This window comes from Methanoregula sp. PtaB.Bin085, assembly GCF_002067035.1.
Lineage (GTDB): Archaea > Halobacteriota > Methanomicrobia > Methanomicrobiales > Methanospirillaceae > Methanoregula.
Map to the genome: position 1 here is coordinate 283,178 of NZ_MVQB01000027.1, position 16,491 is coordinate 299,668.

The following is a 16,491-nucleotide window of genomic DNA, read 5'->3' on the forward strand; positions in this document are numbered from 1 at the left end:
GAAAGGATCCCCATACATGGTACTGGAGGTTCCCGGAGAGTGCTCGCTGTATGATTTCGCCATATTCATCCTTGCGAACTTTGACTTTGACGATGATCATGCCTTCGGGTTCTACAACCACCTGACCCGGTATACCGAGGCAACGGAGGCATACGAGCTCTTCTACGATAACAAGGATACCCGCATGGAATGCCCGCCATTTGTCAGGAGCGTTAAGAAGACGCTGGTGAAAACAGCGTTTCCCGAACCGGGAAAGAAGATGCTCTTTCTCTTTGATTATGGGGACAACTGGCAGTTCCGCATTGAACTTCTGGAGATCGAACCGGCTGGTTCCAGAAAGCCGTACCCCAAATGCAGAGAGCGCCATGGGAAACCCTGTTCGCAATACGGGGACGATGACAATGAGGAGGGCGCCGGCGATCACTTCTGATCCGGACCGGTGGCAGGGAACCACGTCATGGCCGGCATTTCCATGTAGGACACAGCGTGAAGATATTCACCCTCCGATCCGGATGACATGTCAGCGCTGCTGAACGTGACGCAGATTGACTTGCTCTGTCTCATGTTGTTTGTCCGAGTCAGCCGGTCCTGCCCTGCCGCGTGGGGACCCCCCGCATTGCGATATTCTCTCAGAAAGTAAGCGGGAAAGTGAACAGAAAAAGAAAAGCCCGTCACCTGTTTCGACGCATCCTGATGAAAAGAGCGGCACATATTGCAATTGCAACGAATGCTCCCGGCACAACAAAACCCGGGGTTTTTCGGGCATTCACCGGAATCATCGAGCCCGACCAGGTCTCGTTGGCGCCGATAATCCAGACATCGGTAATCTGTGTCGGGTCATCCCGTGCCGCTCCTTTTCTGGCTTCGAAGATGAGTTGTTTCCCGCAGGAATTGGCCGCCGCGAGGTGAACAGACTTGTAGTATGCACCCATATGCTCTTCGTGCCAGCGCCCTAAACCGCATTCCCCGATAAATCCCATGATGGCAGTGTTACTTTTTGCCATCGGATACCTGCCATAAAAGTCAGAATCTGAATCTCCCTTACCGGGATAGATGGGGGTTGTCTCTGCTGCCAGAACCGCACCGGGAACTATCCCGGTTACAAGGATTATGATCAAAACAAGTGCAGTCGGTCTCATTGAACTCCTCAGGAAAACACTATTGGAATTTCATATCACAGATGACAGCCTTGTAGCCCGGATCCGGATACGTGACTGTCTCCGCCTTCCCTTCATATCATTATATGTTAAAAATAATTCATAATAATATTATTGATTTGATCCCGTGTGAGTTCGTTTCGCATTGTTTTGAAAAAATCGGGGCAGGGAAATTTCCTGCCCCTTGTTGTCGAAGAACGTTGAAACGTTCATCTCCTCCTTCAGGTCTTACAACCTTCAGGATTTTTGAGGGGATAACATGTACAATCATCCCAGGTTCCAGCAATAAACCACCATTTCCCCGTTTCCGCCCGATTATCAAGGCGCTTTTAGAATCTGGTGCACCTGAATACAGAAGATAAAAGTTTAATCTTCCAAATGTGCACTAATAATCTCTTAGGATGGGGCGTGGAAAGCCGTTGCACCCTCCTTTGGTTCCGTTCAGGCAGGATTCTGCCGATACCAATTCATCATACTTCATCAGACCTGATGTGATGCCGGGCCCTGCCCGGAAATCCTGCATATGCACCACGCGTATGCCGGTTTCCGGACGGCTGCCCGGCAGGTACAGCAGGGAGGTCATGGAATGATCGATCTACCGTTACAGATTGTAATTGCAATATGCATCCTCGCGCTGGCCCTTGCCGCGATTCTCGCCCGCAACCTGCTTGCGCAGGACCAGGGCACGCCGAAGATGCGTGAGGTTTCCGATGCCATCCGTGTGGGTGCGGAAGCATTCGTCAAACGCCAGTATTCGACCATCGCTATTCTCGCCGTCGTTCTTGCGCTGGTGATCTTTGTTGTCTACTTCCTTACCGGACAATCGGACCTTGCCCTGGCAACCGCCGCCGCATACATCGTCGGCGCGACCTGCAGTGCCGTTGCCGGTATCGTTGCCATGTACGTTGCCGTGCGCGCCAACATCCGCACCGCTGCAGCAGCCCAGACCAGCGATGGCAAGGCACTCGACATGTCCTTCCATGGCGGGGCCGTCTCCGGCCTGATCATCGCCTCGATGTCGCTCCTTGGCGTCTCGATTACGTACATCGCCCTTGGCGCTGACCCGCTGCACACCCCGTTCGTCATCGTCGGGTTCGGCTTTGGTGCGTCGTTCGTCGCCCTCTTCGCCCAGCTTGGCGGCGGTATCTACACCAAGGCAGCAGATGTCGGTGCTGACCTCGTCGGGAAAGTCGAGGCCGGTATCCCCGAGGACGATGTCCGGAACCCCGCGGTCGTTGCCGACCTTGTCGGCGACAACGTGGGCGACTGTGCCGGCCGTGGCGCCGACCTTTTCGAGTCTACCGCTGCCGAGAACATCGGTGCGATGATCCTCGGTGTTGCGCTCTTCCCGGTCTTCGGGGTCAACGGCATCCTCTTCCCGATCGTCATGTGTGCCTTCGGTCTCCTGGCGAGCATGATCGGTATCCTGTGTGTCAGGGGCAGGGACGGCGCCGACCCGATGGACGCCATGAACATGGGATACTACATCACGGCGGCTATCTCCGCGGTCTTCCTCTTCTTCGGGGTCCAGTGGCTCCTCGGCGCCTCCGCAGGCTGGATGTACTTCTTCTTTGCCGGCCTCATCGGTATCATCCTCTCCGTCTGTTTCCTCCGGGTCACCCTGTACTACACCGACCACCACTACCGGCCGGTGCAGGAAATTGCCGACGCGTCCGAAACCGGGGCGGCGACAAACATCATCTCCGGGTTCTCCGTTGCCCTCGAGACCACCGCGATCCCCGCGATCCTCATCGGCATCTCGCTCCTGCTCTCCTACTGGTGCGGTACCCAGACCGGTATCGCAAACGGCGGCCTGTATGGCACTGCCGTTGCAACCATCGGCATGCTGATGGTCTGCGCCTATGTCCTTGCCATGGACACCTTCGGCCCCATCGCCGACAATGCCGGCGGTATTGTCGAGATGAGCCAGGCACCTGATGCGGTCCGGCACCGCATGGACAAACTTGACGCAGCAGGCAACACCACCAAGGCACTCACCAAGGGATATGCCATCGGCAGCGCATCGCTCGCGGTCTTCCTGCTCTTCAACGCCTACATGGCAGACATCGCCAAACTCACCGGCAAGGCATTCGAGGTCGTCAACCTTGCCAAGGTCGATGTATTCGTCGGGGGACTGCTTGGTGCAATGCTCGTCTTCCTCTTTGCCAGCTTCGCCATCCGGGCAGTCTCCAAGACCGCCCAGTCGGTCATCGAGGCCGTCCGCGTCCAGTTCAAGGACAACGCCATTATGGCCGGCGACCGGAAACCCGACTACGCCGCGGTCATCGACATCACCACGTCCGGGGCCCTCCGGAACATGGTCCTCCCCGGTATCCTCGTGGTTGGCTTCCCCGTCATCATCGGCATGACCATGAAGTACGAAGCCCTTGCCGGCTTCCTCATGGTCGGCACCATCGCCGGCATCCTCCTCGCCCTCATCCTGAACAACGGTGGCGGCGCGTGGGACAATGCCAAGAAATACATCGAAGCCGGTGCCCACGGCGGCAAGAAGAGCGAGGCCCACAAGGCAGCCGTCATCGGCGACACCCTCGGCGACCCCTTCAAGGACACCGCCGGCCCGTCGCTCCACGTGCTCATCAAGCTCCTCGCGACGCTCACGCTCGTGCTTGCGCCGCTCTTCATCTGAAATACCTTTTTTTTATACCCGTCACGGATCGCAAGTTCTTTTCATTGCCGGCTGTTATCCTCTGAGCATGAAACACAATTACCTGACATGCACTCTTGCTGTTTCCTTTGTCGTCGTCTTCCTGCTCCTGGCAGGATGTACCGGCTCCCCGTCGTCGTCCCAGCCTGCTGCCCCGGCATCCGCCGGCAGCCAGCCCGAGAAGACCTATATCGTGGGTATCGACGGCCAGTACCAGCCGTTCAGTTACATAGACGCCAATGGCACCGCGCAGGGTTTCGATGTCGATTCCATGCGCTGGATCGCGCAGAAGAAGGGGATGAAGGTCACGTTCCAGGCAACGGCGTGGGACGGTATTATCCCGGCGCTCCAGGCAAAGAAGATCGACCTCATCTATGCGGGGATGACCATCACACCGGAACGGGCGGAGCAGGTCAACTTCAGTATCCCGTACTGGGAAGTGAACCAGGATGTTGTTGCCCGGAAAGATTCGAACCTCACGCTTGACGATGTGAAGGCGGGAAAAGCCATCATCGGCACCCAGAGCGGGTGTACCGCGGCCATCTGGATCGACAAGAACCTGATCAGCACCGGCAGGATGCCGCAGGGCAACCTCAAGCTCTACGACAATACCCCGCTTGCGGTCGACGATCTCTCTGCAGGCCGGGTTGATGCGGTCATGTACGATGACCTTGTCCTCAAGGATATCATTGCAGGCAAGTCCATCAAAAAGATCGGCAACATCGAGACAAAGGAAGAGTTCGGCGTGGCTGTCCGGAAGGACGACACGGAGCTCCTTGCCACCATGAACGACGGCCTCACCCAGCTGAAGGCGGACCCCTACTGGCAGGAACTCATCGTGAAGTACAAGATGAAGTAATCTGAAAACACTGGTTTTCTTTTTCGACTCTTTGAAATTTTTCTTTGGTGAAATCTTTCCCACAGCGTCCTAAGTCGAATTGCGAGGGTGACCCCCTCTCTCCCCCAGAGGGGGAGGCAGCCCAAGGGGGCAAGCCCCCTTGACCCCCGTATTCTATCATTTTTTCGATACCCGGATAAGCTCATGCTCCACGGGGCGAGGGTCGAAAGACCCGAGCGCCCGTGGCTCCATCCCAATCCAATATTATCCCTTGCGAGGTTTCTATAGAGCCGATTTTTTTAAAGACATTGTCTACGCCCGGCTCTTCCCGGTCAATCCCGGCACCGCCACCCGTTTCTCGAGCAGGTGGACACCGTACGTGGTGAGCGTGACCAGCACGAGGTAGACGACACCGACGGCAAGGAATGCCTCGTTGAACATGAAGTACTTGGTGGCAACGAGCTTGGCTGCGCCGGAGAGCTCGACAACGGTGATCATGTACGCGAGCGACGAGTACTTGATGAGGTAGATGAACTCGTTCGAGAGGCCGGGGATAGCCCTGCGGAGCGCCTGCGGGAGGATGATGGTCTCGATGGCCTGCACCTTCGTCATGCCGAGTGCCTGCGCTGCGGTCATCTGCCCGTCCTTGATCGACTTGATTGCCCCGCGGACATACTCCGAATTGTATGCGGCGTTGCAGAGGATGAACCCGAGGACCGATGCAGTGAATGCCGGCAGGGTGATCCCGACCGTCGGGAGACCGAAGTAGAGCATGAAGAGAAGGAGGAGGAGCGGGCAGCCCTTGAAGAAGACGACATAGCCGGCGCAGGCAGTGGAGAGCGCGGGCCCGCCGTACTGCCTCCCGAGGGCGATCCCGATCCCGAGCACGAGGCCGAACGGGGCCGTGAGAAGCACCAGCTCAAGGGTGACGATCAGCCCCTGCCACAGTGCGGGCATCAGGAACTGGGTGAGAAAGGTGACCGGGTCCATGGCTGGTGAGTGCTCCGCGTTCAGTGCTCCGATATCTTTCCGATGAACTCGCGGGTCCGGGGGTGCTTCGGGTTCTTCATGATCTCCGACGGGGGGCCCTGCTCCACGATCTGACCGCCTTCCATGAAGACCACCTCGGTGGCAACCGACCGTGCGAATCCCATCTCGTGGGTGACCACGAGCATGGTCATGCCGCTCTTTGCCAGGTCCTTCATGACCTCCAGGACTTCACGGGTCAGCTCGGGGTCGAGCGCGGAGGTCGGCTCGTCGAAGAGGATCACTTCGGGGTCCATGGCAAGCGAGCGGGCAATCGAGACCCGCTGGGCCTGCCCGCCCGAGAGCTCGGACGGGTAGTGGTCCGCCCAGTCCTCCATGCCCACCCGGCGGAGCTCTTCCATCGCCTTATCCCGGGCCAGTGTTTTGTCCATCTTCCGCACCTTGATCGGGGCGATCTCCACGTTCTGCACCGCGGTCAGGTGGTCGAAGAGGTTGAAGTTCTGGAAGACCATCCCGATCCGCTGCCGGTACTCGCTGATGCGGTGGCCGCAGCCGGTGATCTCGTCGTCGTCGATATAAACGTGGCCCCGGTCGGGTACGGTCAGCTGGTTGATGCAGCGCAACAGCGTGCTCTTGCCGGTCCCCGAGGGGCCGATGAAGACGATCGTCTCGCCTTTTTTTACATTGAACGAGATTCCGTGGAGGATCTCCCGTTCGCCGAAATTCTTGTGCAGGTCAACGACCCGGAGGATGTAGTCGCTCATGGTTCACCCTGATTGTATCCCGAAGCCCGGGATGGCGAATTTCTCTTCTGCCCTGAGGATCACCTGCATGCCGGCGTAGTTCAGCAGGATGAAGATCCCGGCGCAGGCCATGTACACCGGCAGGGTGACATAAGTCTGGCTGACGATCTGGGACGTGCGGGTCAGCAGTTCCATCACGCCGATGGCATAGCAGACTGCCGAGTCGGTGAGGATCTCCGGGTACTCGTTCGACCAGCCGGGAAGGGAGATCCGCAGCGCCTGCGGCAGGATGATTGTCCTGATCGCCATCCACCGCGTCATGCCAAGCGAGAGGGCTGCGGTCATCTGTCCTTCGGCGATCGACTGGATGGCTCCCCGGAAGATCTGGGACTGGTACGCCGCCCCCCGGAGCCCGAGCACAACCGCGCCCACGACAAACGGTGGGAAATCGAGCCCCATGACGGGAAAAATACCGAAGTAGAAGAGGAAGAGGAGGACGAGGATGGGCAGGCCGCGGAAGAACCAGACATAGACCGCCGCGGGCGCCCGGAGCATACGGTTCCCGTACACCTGGATGAGAGCTATCGGGAGGCCGAGGACAAACCCGATCGCAAGGGCGCTCAGGACCAGGCCGAGCGTGACAGCAATGCCCCCCAGAAGGTAGGGGCCCCACGCGATCAGGATTGAGATGATGTCCATGTCCGCTCCCGTGTCCGTGCAGCCTGCCCGTGATGCCGCCGGTGAGTGGCTGCGATATAGAGTATAAGCAGGCCGGGCGGTTAAAAAAATTGTCTTTTAATCTTCCACAGGGGCTGCGGGAGGAAATCACCCGAGGGAATACTTCGTCCGCAGGGTCTGCCAGTATGGATCCTTCATGAGATCCGCGAGGCCCTCATTGATGGTCCGGAGGAGCTCAGGATTGTTCTTCGGGATGGCGACGCCATACTGCTCATTCGTATCGATCTCCGTAATGAGATGCGCGGGCTTCCCGGCAATGGCCGTGACCATGGAGGGTTTGTCGTAGATCGCGGCATCGAGCCGGCCGATGGCGAGATCCTCGGCAACAAGCGGGAAGCTGTCGTACAGCTTCAGGTTATCGGCGGGCATGAGGCCCTTGTTCACCAGGTTGTTCTCCACCCAGATAGCGCCGGTCGTGCCCCGCTGGGCGCCGACCACCATCTTACCAGCGTAGAAGTCGTCGAGGGTCTTCTTCCCGCTGTCGGGAACCGCAACGGTCTGGTTGATCTTGAGGTACGGGATCGAGAAATTCACCTTCTCCTGCCGCTCGGGCGTGATGGTCATGCCCGAGTAGACCATGTCGATCTTGCCGGCGTCCATGGAGGGTATCATGCCATCCCAGGCGGTCGGCTGGAACGTCACGTTCAGCCCTTTCTTCTGTGCGATCCACCGCATGGAATCCACGTCAAACCCGGTGGGGGTGCCATTCGGGTCGAGATAGCTATACGGCGGGTACTCGGCATCGATGCCGACAATGTACATTTTCTGCTGTCCGGATGCAGGTGCAGAGGCCTGCTGCGGGCTGCTGCCGGTGCCAGTACATCCGGCAAGGAGTAGTACAGTAACGAGCATGATGGTGAGAGGTACTGCAAACGATCGTTTCATGAAAGAAGAGGTACCTGCCGGCCGCTATTTACCCGTTCCGTATTGATTCCCCAATCGCTGGGCCGCCTGATCCAGCAGATGCCGGGGAGCATATGGTACGGTCAGTCGCACCCGCAGCCGAGATCGACACTGGCATCGATCCCCAGCCGGGAATACCGTTTCGGGTTTGCCTCGAACTGCTTTTTACAGTAGCCTGAGCAGAAATAATACTTTGTGCCCTTGTAGGTTGTGGTCGCTTTCGCTTCTTCCTCGCCAATGACCATGAGACAGACAGGATCAGTTGCCACGGGTATCGCCTTTTCCTGTACAAGAATCGTGCCGGGATCCTTAAGATTTATCCCATGATTCCGGAGACGGACCCCAAGAGAGACCCATCAGAAAAACCGGACCGGCGCATCCGGATTCGTCTCCCGCTCGTGCTTAATCAGGTGGGCGTTGATATCCGAGAACGTTTTGAGGATGAGGAAGAGGACGAGCACCGGAAGGGTGGTTGTCAGGCCGAGGATCTGCAGGGCAAGGATCACGATGCTCCCGAAGATGATGGTCAGGTGCATCGGTATGATCCGCCCGTACGGCGAGAAGAAATTCTCGTTCACGAACCGGTAATCCTTCGGTCCTGTATGCCGGTACGTGATATACGAATACAGGTGATTTACAAAGAAGAGGCCGCAGGCGATCCGGATATTAGGATCGGAAAAATTCACGGCCCCGAAGATCTCCGAATCGACGATGATGAAGAAATAGCCCAGGTGGAAGAGACCGTAGTGGAGCGTGAAAAATCCTGCCATGATACACAGGTAGAACCAGGCAAACCTGAGGGTGACCCTGTCTGTCCCGCCCCGTTCGTCAATCGGTCTCTGGAGGTCGCCCCGGATGACCGCTGTATCGGCACTGAGAATTGAGATCACGGAGAAAATACCGATCACGACGCTCTGCACCCAGTAGACGAACAACACCGTGGCAAGGTCCCAGTTACCAAGGATGGCAAGGACGATGGTGACGATGTTGGCGAAGATGAGGGAGACGACCGGATAATTATGGAGGAGATCTCCCGGAAGTACCCGCGGGATGATTTCCGGGAGCTGCATGAGGGTGTGGTTGCCCGCAGGGCACAAAAACCTGCGCATCCGCGGCGGGCCGGCTGCCGCTTTTGTGTACCTTCCCCCGCGGCAGACTGCGACACCCTATAAGGTTCCCGGGAGCACACAGTACGGTAACAATGGCTTCCGACCGTATTCCCATCGGCAGGTTCTCGCTCATCACCCGGCTGAGCCCCCGGGCGCTCCGGCTCTATGACGAGCGTGGCCTGCTGGTACCGGAGATCAAAGATCTCTGTACCGGGTACCGCTATTACGCAGGAACCCAGATCCCGCGGGGTGTCTCGATCAAGACACTCTGCAGCCTCGGGTTTTCCCTCTGTGACATCGACGTGCTCCTGACGGCAAAGGAGGAGCATGACAGCACAACCGTCCGGGAACTCTTTGCAAAGCGCCGGGGAGAGATACGGTCCGAGGTCTCACGGTTACAGCAGATCGAGGCCATCCTCGCTGACGGGGAGGCCTCGCTGGAGTCGATCTACATGTCGCTCAATGAACCACTCATCAGGGATGTCCCTCCCCAGCGGATCGTCGGGAAGAAAGGGACCGGACCGTACAGCGAAACGATCTCCCGGCTCATGCCGGAACTCTGCAGCCAGGTATCGTCAGAAGAGAACCGGAAGAACGGCCTGAGGGTGACCGGGCCGCCCATGACCCTGTACCATGACAGGGAATACCGCGAGAAGGATGCGACCATGGAGGTCGTTCTGCCGATCGCCGGCAGGATCGTTCTTTCGGACCCTGATATGGAAGTGCGGACCCTGCCCGGCGGCAAGGTCCTCTCGCTCATCCACAAGGGATCTTACAGCGGGCTTCACGGGGCATGGAGCCGGATCGGGGCGTACGCCGAGGAGCGGGAGTTTGTCCTCACCGGCAGCCACCGGGAAGTGTACCTCAACGACCCGGCCACGGTCAGCGAGGAGGAGCTGCTCACCGAGCTCCAGATCCCGGTCGATACGGCAGCCCGCGGGCCGGTCGCTGACTGAACGCAGCTGGCCTCCTCTTTTTTAATACCGGGTCATTGGGGAAGCTCTTATCGAATTCTCGTCCTGTCCCGGCATCTCCGGAAGGACGGGTTTAATCCGCCTTCGAGGCCATAGTACCGCTGATTGGTTATGGCCGCACGCATTCTTGTCGCATATACCACCCGGAAGGGATCGACTGCAGAGGTTGCCCTTGCCATCGGGAAGGACCTGGAGAAGACCGGTGCTGTCGTCACAGTGGCTGACATGACGACAATCTCATCGCTGGAGGGATATACCGGGGTGGTGATCGGTACACCGGTTTATACCGGGAAAGTGAGTGGCGATGTTACCGCGTTCGCCACACGGTTCAAAGACCAGCTCCAGCAGGTACCGGTCGCGGGATTCGTCACCGGGATTGCTCCTGTATACCCGAAGACCGGCGATGTGTCGGTGTTCACCGGGCAGCTTGCCGGAGCGCTGGCTCCGGTACAATTGGTTGCAGTCGCCATGTTTGCCGGAAAGCTTGATGCCGCCCGCCTCTCCCTCATCGAGCGGGGGATGACTTCGCTTCTGAAAGTCCCGACCGGCGACTTCCGTGACTGGGCTGCCATCGCCGCATGGACCCGGGAGCTGCCGGCAAAGATGGGGATATAACTACCATTACCCGAAACGTTACACCAGTTCCGGCACGAGGTATCGTATCCATGTCCCCGACCGTCCGCAAAGACTGCGCCTGCCCGAAGGTGACGTGCCGGCGTCACACCCTCTGCGATGAGTGCGAGGCGGAGCAGGCAAGGAAGGGGAACCTTCCATTCTGTAAACGACCACGAAAGGTATCGCTCCGGGACCGGATACGGGAACTGCTGGGGCTCGGGAAATAATACGGCCTTGTCTTGTCATTGATTTTGAAAAGATCTTTATGGATTACAAACCGCGCCCCACCCCGATCCTTCATGTGAGGAAAAAGAGAGAGTTATGCGGTCTTCTTTGCCCACCAGCTGGGCGGGAAACCGGCCTCGGGGCCATATCCCCCGGTCTGATACATGGCTCCCATGAACGACTGGTTGTCTGCTGCCATGGTGACGAAGAAGGTCCCGGCCGAGCTGTCAGCTTCAGTGGTACATGTCTCGCTGTATTTTCCGGCATAGACATTTTTCTCGATCTTCCCGTTCAGCGTGCCCTGGCAGCCTCCTCTCATGTAAGTCCCGCTCACATCCCAGCACTTCTGGGTGAGGGTAACGGGCACCGGATCTTTGTCTTCCCAGACGCCGGCCTCGCGGACATCGTGGTTCGATGCATACCCGACTTCGCGGGAGTCCCAGCTGCCGGTCAGGACTTCCTTGTCCGGGCAGGGGGGGTGGTGGCCGCCGCTGCTGGTGCCGCGGTCTGCGATGCTGTCCCGGCTGCTCCCGGGGTTGCCGGAGCGGCCTGGGTAGTCTGGACCGGTGTGGGGATCCCGTTCGTCGTGGTCGTTGTTGTCGTACACCCTGCGAACAGCAATGCCATGCAGGTCAGCGCAAGCAGGAGAACAATGGATCCGGAGAAATTCATAGACCTAGGGAATGTGCCGTGATTCCAGAAAAACACGGTGGATATTCGTTGTTCCCGTGAGGGCGGCATACCTCACAGTAAAAGCGGGATATCCGCCCGTTGAAAAAAGGAGATTATGCCTTTCTGCCAATCCAGCTGGGCGGGAAATTATACTCGGGGCCGTAGACACCGGTCCGGTACCAGGCTCCGATGAATGACTGGTTGTCGGCTGACATGGTGGCTTTGAAGGTTCCATCAAAGCTGTCGATATCGGTCGTGCACTTGTGGGCGAATTTCCCGGTGAACACATTCTTGTCCAGCTTCCCGGTGATCGTGCCGGGGCACGAGCCGACCGTGTAGGTCCCGGTAACGTCCCAGCATTTCTGGGTGAGGGTCATCGGTTGCGGATTATAATCGGTCCAGACATTGGGATCGCTGGCATCGTGGTTGGCGGCATACCCTACCTCGCGAGTGTCCCAGCTGCCGGTCAGGACCTCCTTGTCCGGGCAGGCAGGGGTGGTTGATGCAGCTGCAGGAGCCGCCGGGGCTGCAGAGGATGCAGGCGCTGCTGCTGCCGGGGCCTGTGCGGCCGGTGCCGATGCGGGGGCGGCCGTCTGCGCCGCGGTCGGGTTTCCGAAGGTCGTGGTTGTCGTTGTGGTACAACCGGCACTAAACAGCACGATACACGCAAGTGCGAGCAGGAGAACTGCAGGGATGGCAGGTTTCATGATATTACCATAGCGGGAAAAATAATAAAGGATTATGATATGATTTGCAGAAACCGGCGCTGTCAGACCGGCTTTTTTCGTGCCCCCCTTTTAAAAACCGGTACTATATTGTGTTCAGATCACACGGTTTTTTATCCCTTCACCCCGAAATGGGAAACCATGGAACACCCAAGGATATTCTGCATTCTCGCCGTACTCCTGTGTATCACCTTGGCCCTTGCCGGGTGCTCATCATCAAAAGGGCCGGCTCCGTTATCGATATCGCAGCCTGCATCGGCAGCTGCTGCAACAACCACCCCTGCATGCCCGGACAAGCTCGTCTGGGACGGCGAATGGCAGACTGCCTGGCTTGCTATGGCCGGCAACCATGACCTGAGCACCGCATGGACCAAGTATAAGGACCGCCCCTATGGCGATGTGTCGACAATGACCATGAAACAGACATGCTGGGACGTCGAGACTACCCTGAATTATCCGAACGTGCAGTGCGTAGCCACCATGAAAGGAACCATCGACAAGAATGTCCTCTCGGGAACCTGGTCTGCTCCGACAATGTGCGGGACGAAATCCGAAACGGGCCGGAAATTCTCCCTGACCATGGCGGCAGACAACAAGTCCTGGCTTGGCGATTTCTATTCCGACGGACAAGATCCCTCAGTTTTCCCGCCCAACTTAGCCGGCCGCAGGCCGGTTAAGTAACTATTTTTTGTCCGGCCGGACACCAAAATTCATAATATCACAGGAAAAAGATCAGCATCCATTACGTACTGAGCACTGGCAGCGGATTACCGGGAAGGAGACATGATCATGTGGTTTCCGGATATCAGGACAATTTTTCTGATGATCTTCCTTATCAACGCCTTCCTGACGCTGATGATCTTTGCCTACTGGAAGACCCAGAAGACCCATGACGGATTTGCTCTCTGGGCAGTCAGCCTGCTCTTCCAGTCGCTTGCCTACCTTCTCTTCATGCTCCGGGGAGAGGTCTCCGATCTTCTCTCAATACCGGTCGCCAACGTCTTCAGCATGCTCGCCATGATCATGCGGGTCGATGCGATACGGCGGTTCATCTGGGGCAGGCCGATACCGGCGGGGTATTATTCACTGCTGGTCCCGATCTTCATCATCTACTGGTATTATACGTACATTCTTGATTCGATCATCCTGCGGGCCCTTGTTTCAACGCTGTGTATCGCCCCGGTGCTTATCATTGCGGGATACCTTGCCCTAATATCTGTCGAGCGGGAGAACCGGATTATCCGGTACCTGTTCGCAGCGTCCCTGACCATCCCCGCCTTCATCCTGATCGTCCGTCTCGCTGCCTGGTTCGCTATCCCAGAACAGTATACCCTGTTCAGCACGGATATCTTCAACACGGCGTTCTTCGTCATCGCGATGATCGCCGATATCCTTGCAACCGGTTTCTTCCTGATGCTGAACATGGTCCGCTCCCAGAAGGAGCTCCGGCAGACCAATGAAAAGCTGAACCTCCTCTCCAGTATAACGCGGCATGATATCAGGAACCAGCTCCATGCCCTTTCCGCCTATCTTGAGTTGTCCCGGCAGGCCGTCGGGAAGCTTGACACTGCCACCGAGCTGATTGCCAGGGAAGAGCAGATCGTCGCGACTATCACCCACCAGCTCAATTTTACCGGGGATTACCAGGATATGGGAATCGCTGCTCCTGTATGGCAGAACGTGGACGATGCCGTCAGGACCGCTTCTGCTGCGTTGCAACTCAGGGATGTACGGATCGATATCGACCGCCAGGATCTCGAGGTCTGGGCCGACCCGTTGTTAGGCAAGGTCTTCTACAACCTCATCGACAATGCCCTGAAATATGGCGGCGGGAAACTCTCGGTTATCAGGATATCCTCGCGGGAGACGGGATCGGGACTTGCCCTGGTTTTAGAGGATGACGGCGCCGGGATATCGGAAGGGGACAGACAACACCTTTTCGAGCGCGGGTATGGAAAGAATACCGGCCTTGGCCTGTTCCTCTCCCGCGAGATCCTGTCAATCACCGGGATTACCATCAGAGAGACCGGAAAAACAGGTGGCGGGGCACGTTTCGAGATGACCGTGCCGAAAGGCGGGTACCGGTTTATAAAGAGAGAAACCTGAGTCCGGCTTCGTGGTCTCACAGAACATCATTATTTTACCGGCATTCGTGCGTTGACATTTCCTTCTCCCCATGAATGAAAAGCCGTTTGAATTCTGGAGGATGCGGCGCGGCGGCTCATTCACTATCACAAGAGCCAACCTGCCGGGCATCTTCCGGCAGGTGGTCTCCCCCGCCCGCCTCATCGCAGGTAAGAGATCAGAGACCACACTCCGCGAGATAGTACAGGCAAAACAGATCGGGATCGAAAAGATCAATGCGGAACGGATTGTTCTCACCCGCCATTCCATCCCCTTCAATGCTGCAGCAATTTTTTGTATCTGTGAAGTGTGGAACAGGTTTAAGGACTGGCGCTATACCGACACATCGATAATCACCATGAAACAGGCCTGCCGGGACCGAAATACGCAGGACTCCCGCCGGATCCCGGCGAGCCGGTGATGTATCCTGCAGCACTCAAACCGGGTTCACCTTTGCCATCAGGTTTCCGGCAGCCTCAGCGGCATTCCGGAGGATCTCCTCCTCCCGCGGGACAAAGCGTTCGTGCATCAGGACCCGGCCATTGCAGATGGTTGTCACCACATCGGCACCTGAACCGCGGGAGACAAGGTACTCCGCGATGGCTCCGGGCCGCATGGAAGGAGAGAACGCAGGACGGACCAGGATGATATCAGCAGGGGCTCCCTGTTCTATCCTTCCGGAGGGGAGCCTGAGCGCTTCCGCTCCTGAACGTGTCGCCATGCCGAGAGCAATTTCCGGCGGGAGAGCTGCACGGTCGTTCCACGAGAACGCATGGAGAAGCGAGGCCATCCTCATCTCCCTGATGAGATCGAGGCTGTTGTTCGATGTGCATCCGTCAGTGCCAAGGCCGCAGTTCACGCCGGCAGCCTTCAGCCATGGCAGGGGCATGGTCCGGGAAACCGCAAGTTTCATGTTGCTGACCGGGTTGTGGGCAACATGCACCCGGTTTGCGGCAAGCAGGCTGCATTCGGCCCGGTCAAGCCAGCAGCAGTGGGCGGCAACGGTTGACGGGGTGAGCACCCCGCACCGTTCGAGCCACAGCGCCGGCCGCATCCCGTGCAGGTCGATACAGTCCCGGACCTCCCTGCCGGTCTCGCTGAGGTGGATATGGATCCCGATATCCTCCGTACGGGCGAACGCGGCGCTCCACCGGAGACCTTCTTCGGAGACCGTGTATACCGCATGGGGACCGATAGACGGCTGTACCCGATCGCAGCCCCACTGCCGTACAGCCCGGACAAACGTCTCCGCCTTCTTCCGGGCTCTTTCAAGCAGGTCCGGATCCCCGAGATCCGTAAACCCGCACGAAACGCAGGCCCGCATCCCCATGCCACGGGCAGCCCGGGCAGTCTCCTCCGGGAAAAAGTACATATCGTGAAACGCCGTGGTCCCGGATTTAATCATCTCGAGGCAGGAGAGTTCCGTCCCTCTGAAGACGTCCTGGGGGGTCATCCCGGATTCGGCGGGGAGAACCCGCTCGGACAGCCAGGAATCAAGGGGCAGATCATCAGCATAGCCCCTGATCAGGGACATGCCGGCATGGGTATGGAGGTTGATCAGGCCCGGAAGGGCATGAAGGCCACGTCCGCTGATGACAAATTCCGCCCCGCTCCTGAAATCCCGCCCGGCAGCCGCCCCCGCTGCAGCGATAATCCCCTCGTTATCAATGCAAATGTCCTGCCGTTCACCGTCGACGATGACATCCTGCAGGAGAATAGACCTGTTCCCCTCAAACAGGGCATCCTCGATTCCGTGGAGCGGTATGTTCTTCCTTCTCAGGACAGGATGGTATCCTGAATTTACCCATTAATTTTTTCTCTGCCGGTGCCTTTCGGACGGAGGGCTCCGGGGCGCCCCGAATGCGTTCCTGCTCCACCCAAGCTTTAAACAGGGAAATCTCATCCTGCACGAATACCAGGATGATGACCGGTTTTTTTGGCCGGATCATGGGACCGGTAATCAGGGTCCGGAAACAGGACGGAGTTTTTTACACATTCCGTCCCGTACCTGTTCCC

Annotated in this window: 20 protein-coding genes; 10 read left to right on the forward strand and 10 right to left on the reverse strand. The window is 57.9% G+C overall.

Annotated features, from left to right (window positions below):
* Window positions 1–16 precede the first annotated feature (16 nt).
* Window positions 17–430 (forward strand): hypothetical protein, encoded by a 414-nt coding sequence (locus tag A4E33_RS06545; protein ID WP_292346883.1) that lies wholly within the window; start codon window positions 17–19, stop codon window positions 428–430.
* Window positions 431–671: 241 nt separating this feature from the next.
* Here the strand turns inward: A4E33_RS06545 and A4E33_RS06550 are convergent, their stop codons facing one another.
* Complete coding sequence (locus tag A4E33_RS06550; RefSeq protein WP_292346884.1) at window positions 672–1,139, reverse strand: hypothetical protein; 468 nt, start codon at window positions 1,137–1,139, stop codon at window positions 672–674.
* A gap of 604 nt (window positions 1,140–1,743) precedes the next feature.
* Here A4E33_RS06550 and A4E33_RS06555 point away from each other — a divergent pair.
* Window positions 1,744–3,804: a sodium-translocating pyrophosphatase gene (locus tag A4E33_RS06555; RefSeq protein ID WP_292346885.1), complete on the forward strand. Its 2,061-nt coding sequence runs from the start codon at window positions 1,744–1,746 to the stop codon at window positions 3,802–3,804.
* 67 nt (window positions 3,805–3,871) lie between these two features.
* Window positions 3,872–4,681, forward strand: coding sequence for an ABC transporter substrate-binding protein (locus A4E33_RS06560; RefSeq protein WP_292346886.1), 810 nt, complete (start codon window positions 3,872–3,874; stop codon window positions 4,679–4,681).
* Between the two features lie 291 nt (window positions 4,682–4,972).
* Here the strand turns inward: A4E33_RS06560 and A4E33_RS06565 are convergent, their stop codons facing one another.
* The 6 genes from A4E33_RS06565 to A4E33_RS06590 all read right to left on the reverse strand — a co-directional run bounded on the left by A4E33_RS06565 (window position 4,973) and on the right by A4E33_RS06590 (window position 9,101).
* Entirely contained in the window at window positions 4,973–5,650 is a 678-nt protein-coding gene (locus tag A4E33_RS06565; RefSeq protein ID WP_292346887.1) for an amino acid ABC transporter permease, read from the reverse strand.
* A 20-nt stretch (window positions 5,651–5,670) separates the two neighbouring features.
* A complete protein-coding gene (locus A4E33_RS06570) occupies window positions 5,671–6,411 on the reverse strand; it encodes an amino acid ABC transporter ATP-binding protein (RefSeq protein ID WP_292346888.1) in 741 nt (246 codons plus the stop codon).
* A gap of 3 nt (window positions 6,412–6,414) precedes the next feature.
* Window positions 6,415–7,089 (reverse strand): amino acid ABC transporter permease, encoded by a 675-nt coding sequence (locus A4E33_RS06575; protein ID WP_292346889.1) that lies wholly within the window; start codon window positions 7,087–7,089, stop codon window positions 6,415–6,417.
* 126 nt (window positions 7,090–7,215) lie between these two features.
* Window positions 7,216–8,013: an ABC transporter substrate-binding protein gene (locus A4E33_RS06580; protein WP_292346890.1), complete on the reverse strand. Its 798-nt coding sequence runs from the start codon at window positions 8,011–8,013 to the stop codon at window positions 7,216–7,218.
* 101 nt (window positions 8,014–8,114) lie between these two features.
* Window positions 8,115–8,300, reverse strand: coding sequence for a YHS domain-containing protein (locus A4E33_RS06585; RefSeq protein ID WP_292346891.1), 186 nt, complete (start codon window positions 8,298–8,300; stop codon window positions 8,115–8,117).
* 87 nt (window positions 8,301–8,387) lie between these two features.
* Window positions 8,388–9,101 carry a DUF6498-containing protein gene (locus A4E33_RS06590; RefSeq protein ID WP_292346892.1) on the reverse strand — a complete coding sequence of 238 codons (714 nt, stop codon included), beginning with the start codon at window positions 9,099–9,101 and terminating at the stop codon, window positions 8,388–8,390.
* Window positions 9,102–9,232: 131 nt separating this feature from the next.
* On the opposite strand from A4E33_RS06590, the gene A4E33_RS06595 reads away from it, so the two are divergent.
* The 3 genes from A4E33_RS06595 (at window position 9,233) to A4E33_RS06605 (ending at window position 10,956) form a co-directional block, all read left to right on the forward strand.
* Window positions 9,233–10,096: a GyrI-like domain-containing protein gene (locus A4E33_RS06595; RefSeq protein WP_292346893.1), complete on the forward strand. Its 864-nt coding sequence runs from the start codon at window positions 9,233–9,235 to the stop codon at window positions 10,094–10,096.
* Window positions 10,097–10,225: 129 nt separating this feature from the next.
* Complete coding sequence (locus A4E33_RS06600) at window positions 10,226–10,729, forward strand: flavodoxin domain-containing protein (RefSeq protein ID WP_292346894.1); 504 nt, start codon at window positions 10,226–10,228, stop codon at window positions 10,727–10,729.
* Between the two features lie 50 nt (window positions 10,730–10,779).
* A complete protein-coding gene (locus tag A4E33_RS06605) occupies window positions 10,780–10,956 on the forward strand; it encodes a hypothetical protein (RefSeq protein WP_292346895.1) in 177 nt (58 codons plus the stop codon).
* 92 nt (window positions 10,957–11,048) lie between these two features.
* On the opposite strand, the gene A4E33_RS06610 is transcribed toward A4E33_RS06605, so the two are convergent.
* Both A4E33_RS06610 and A4E33_RS06615 read right to left on the reverse strand, forming a co-directional pair.
* Window positions 11,049–11,561 (reverse strand): hypothetical protein, encoded by a 513-nt coding sequence (locus A4E33_RS06610; RefSeq protein ID WP_292346896.1) that lies wholly within the window; start codon window positions 11,559–11,561, stop codon window positions 11,049–11,051.
* Window positions 11,562–11,739: 178 nt separating this feature from the next.
* The gene (locus A4E33_RS06615; protein WP_292346897.1) at window positions 11,740–12,333 is read right to left on the reverse strand and encodes a hypothetical protein; all 594 of its coding nucleotides are present in this window, start codon (window positions 12,331–12,333) and stop codon (window positions 11,740–11,742) included.
* A gap of 159 nt (window positions 12,334–12,492) precedes the next feature.
* On the opposite strand from A4E33_RS06615, the gene A4E33_RS06620 reads away from it, so the two are divergent.
* The 3 genes from A4E33_RS06620 to A4E33_RS06630 all read left to right on the forward strand — a co-directional run bounded on the left by A4E33_RS06620 (window position 12,493) and on the right by A4E33_RS06630 (window position 14,896).
* On the forward strand, window positions 12,493–13,032 hold the full coding sequence (locus tag A4E33_RS06620) for a hypothetical protein (protein WP_292346898.1): 540 nt from the start codon (window positions 12,493–12,495) through the stop codon (window positions 13,030–13,032).
* A gap of 102 nt (window positions 13,033–13,134) precedes the next feature.
* Window positions 13,135–14,457 carry a sensor histidine kinase KdpD gene (locus A4E33_RS06625; RefSeq protein ID WP_292346899.1) on the forward strand — a complete coding sequence of 441 codons (1,323 nt, stop codon included), beginning with the start codon at window positions 13,135–13,137 and terminating at the stop codon, window positions 14,455–14,457.
* A gap of 70 nt (window positions 14,458–14,527) precedes the next feature.
* On the forward strand, window positions 14,528–14,896 hold the full coding sequence (locus A4E33_RS06630; protein WP_292346900.1) for a hypothetical protein: 369 nt from the start codon (window positions 14,528–14,530) through the stop codon (window positions 14,894–14,896).
* 15 nt (window positions 14,897–14,911) lie between these two features.
* On the opposite strand, the gene A4E33_RS06635 is transcribed toward A4E33_RS06630, so the two are convergent.
* A complete protein-coding gene (locus A4E33_RS06635; protein ID WP_292346901.1) occupies window positions 14,912–16,009 on the reverse strand; it encodes an amidohydrolase in 1,098 nt (365 codons plus the stop codon).
* Between the two features lie 12 nt (window positions 16,010–16,021).
* Here A4E33_RS06635 and A4E33_RS06640 point away from each other — a divergent pair, with 12 nt between their 5' ends.
* Window positions 16,022–16,273, forward strand: coding sequence for a hypothetical protein (locus tag A4E33_RS06640; protein WP_292346902.1), 252 nt, complete (start codon window positions 16,022–16,024; stop codon window positions 16,271–16,273).
* The last annotated feature ends 218 nt before the right edge of the window (window positions 16,274–16,491 follow it).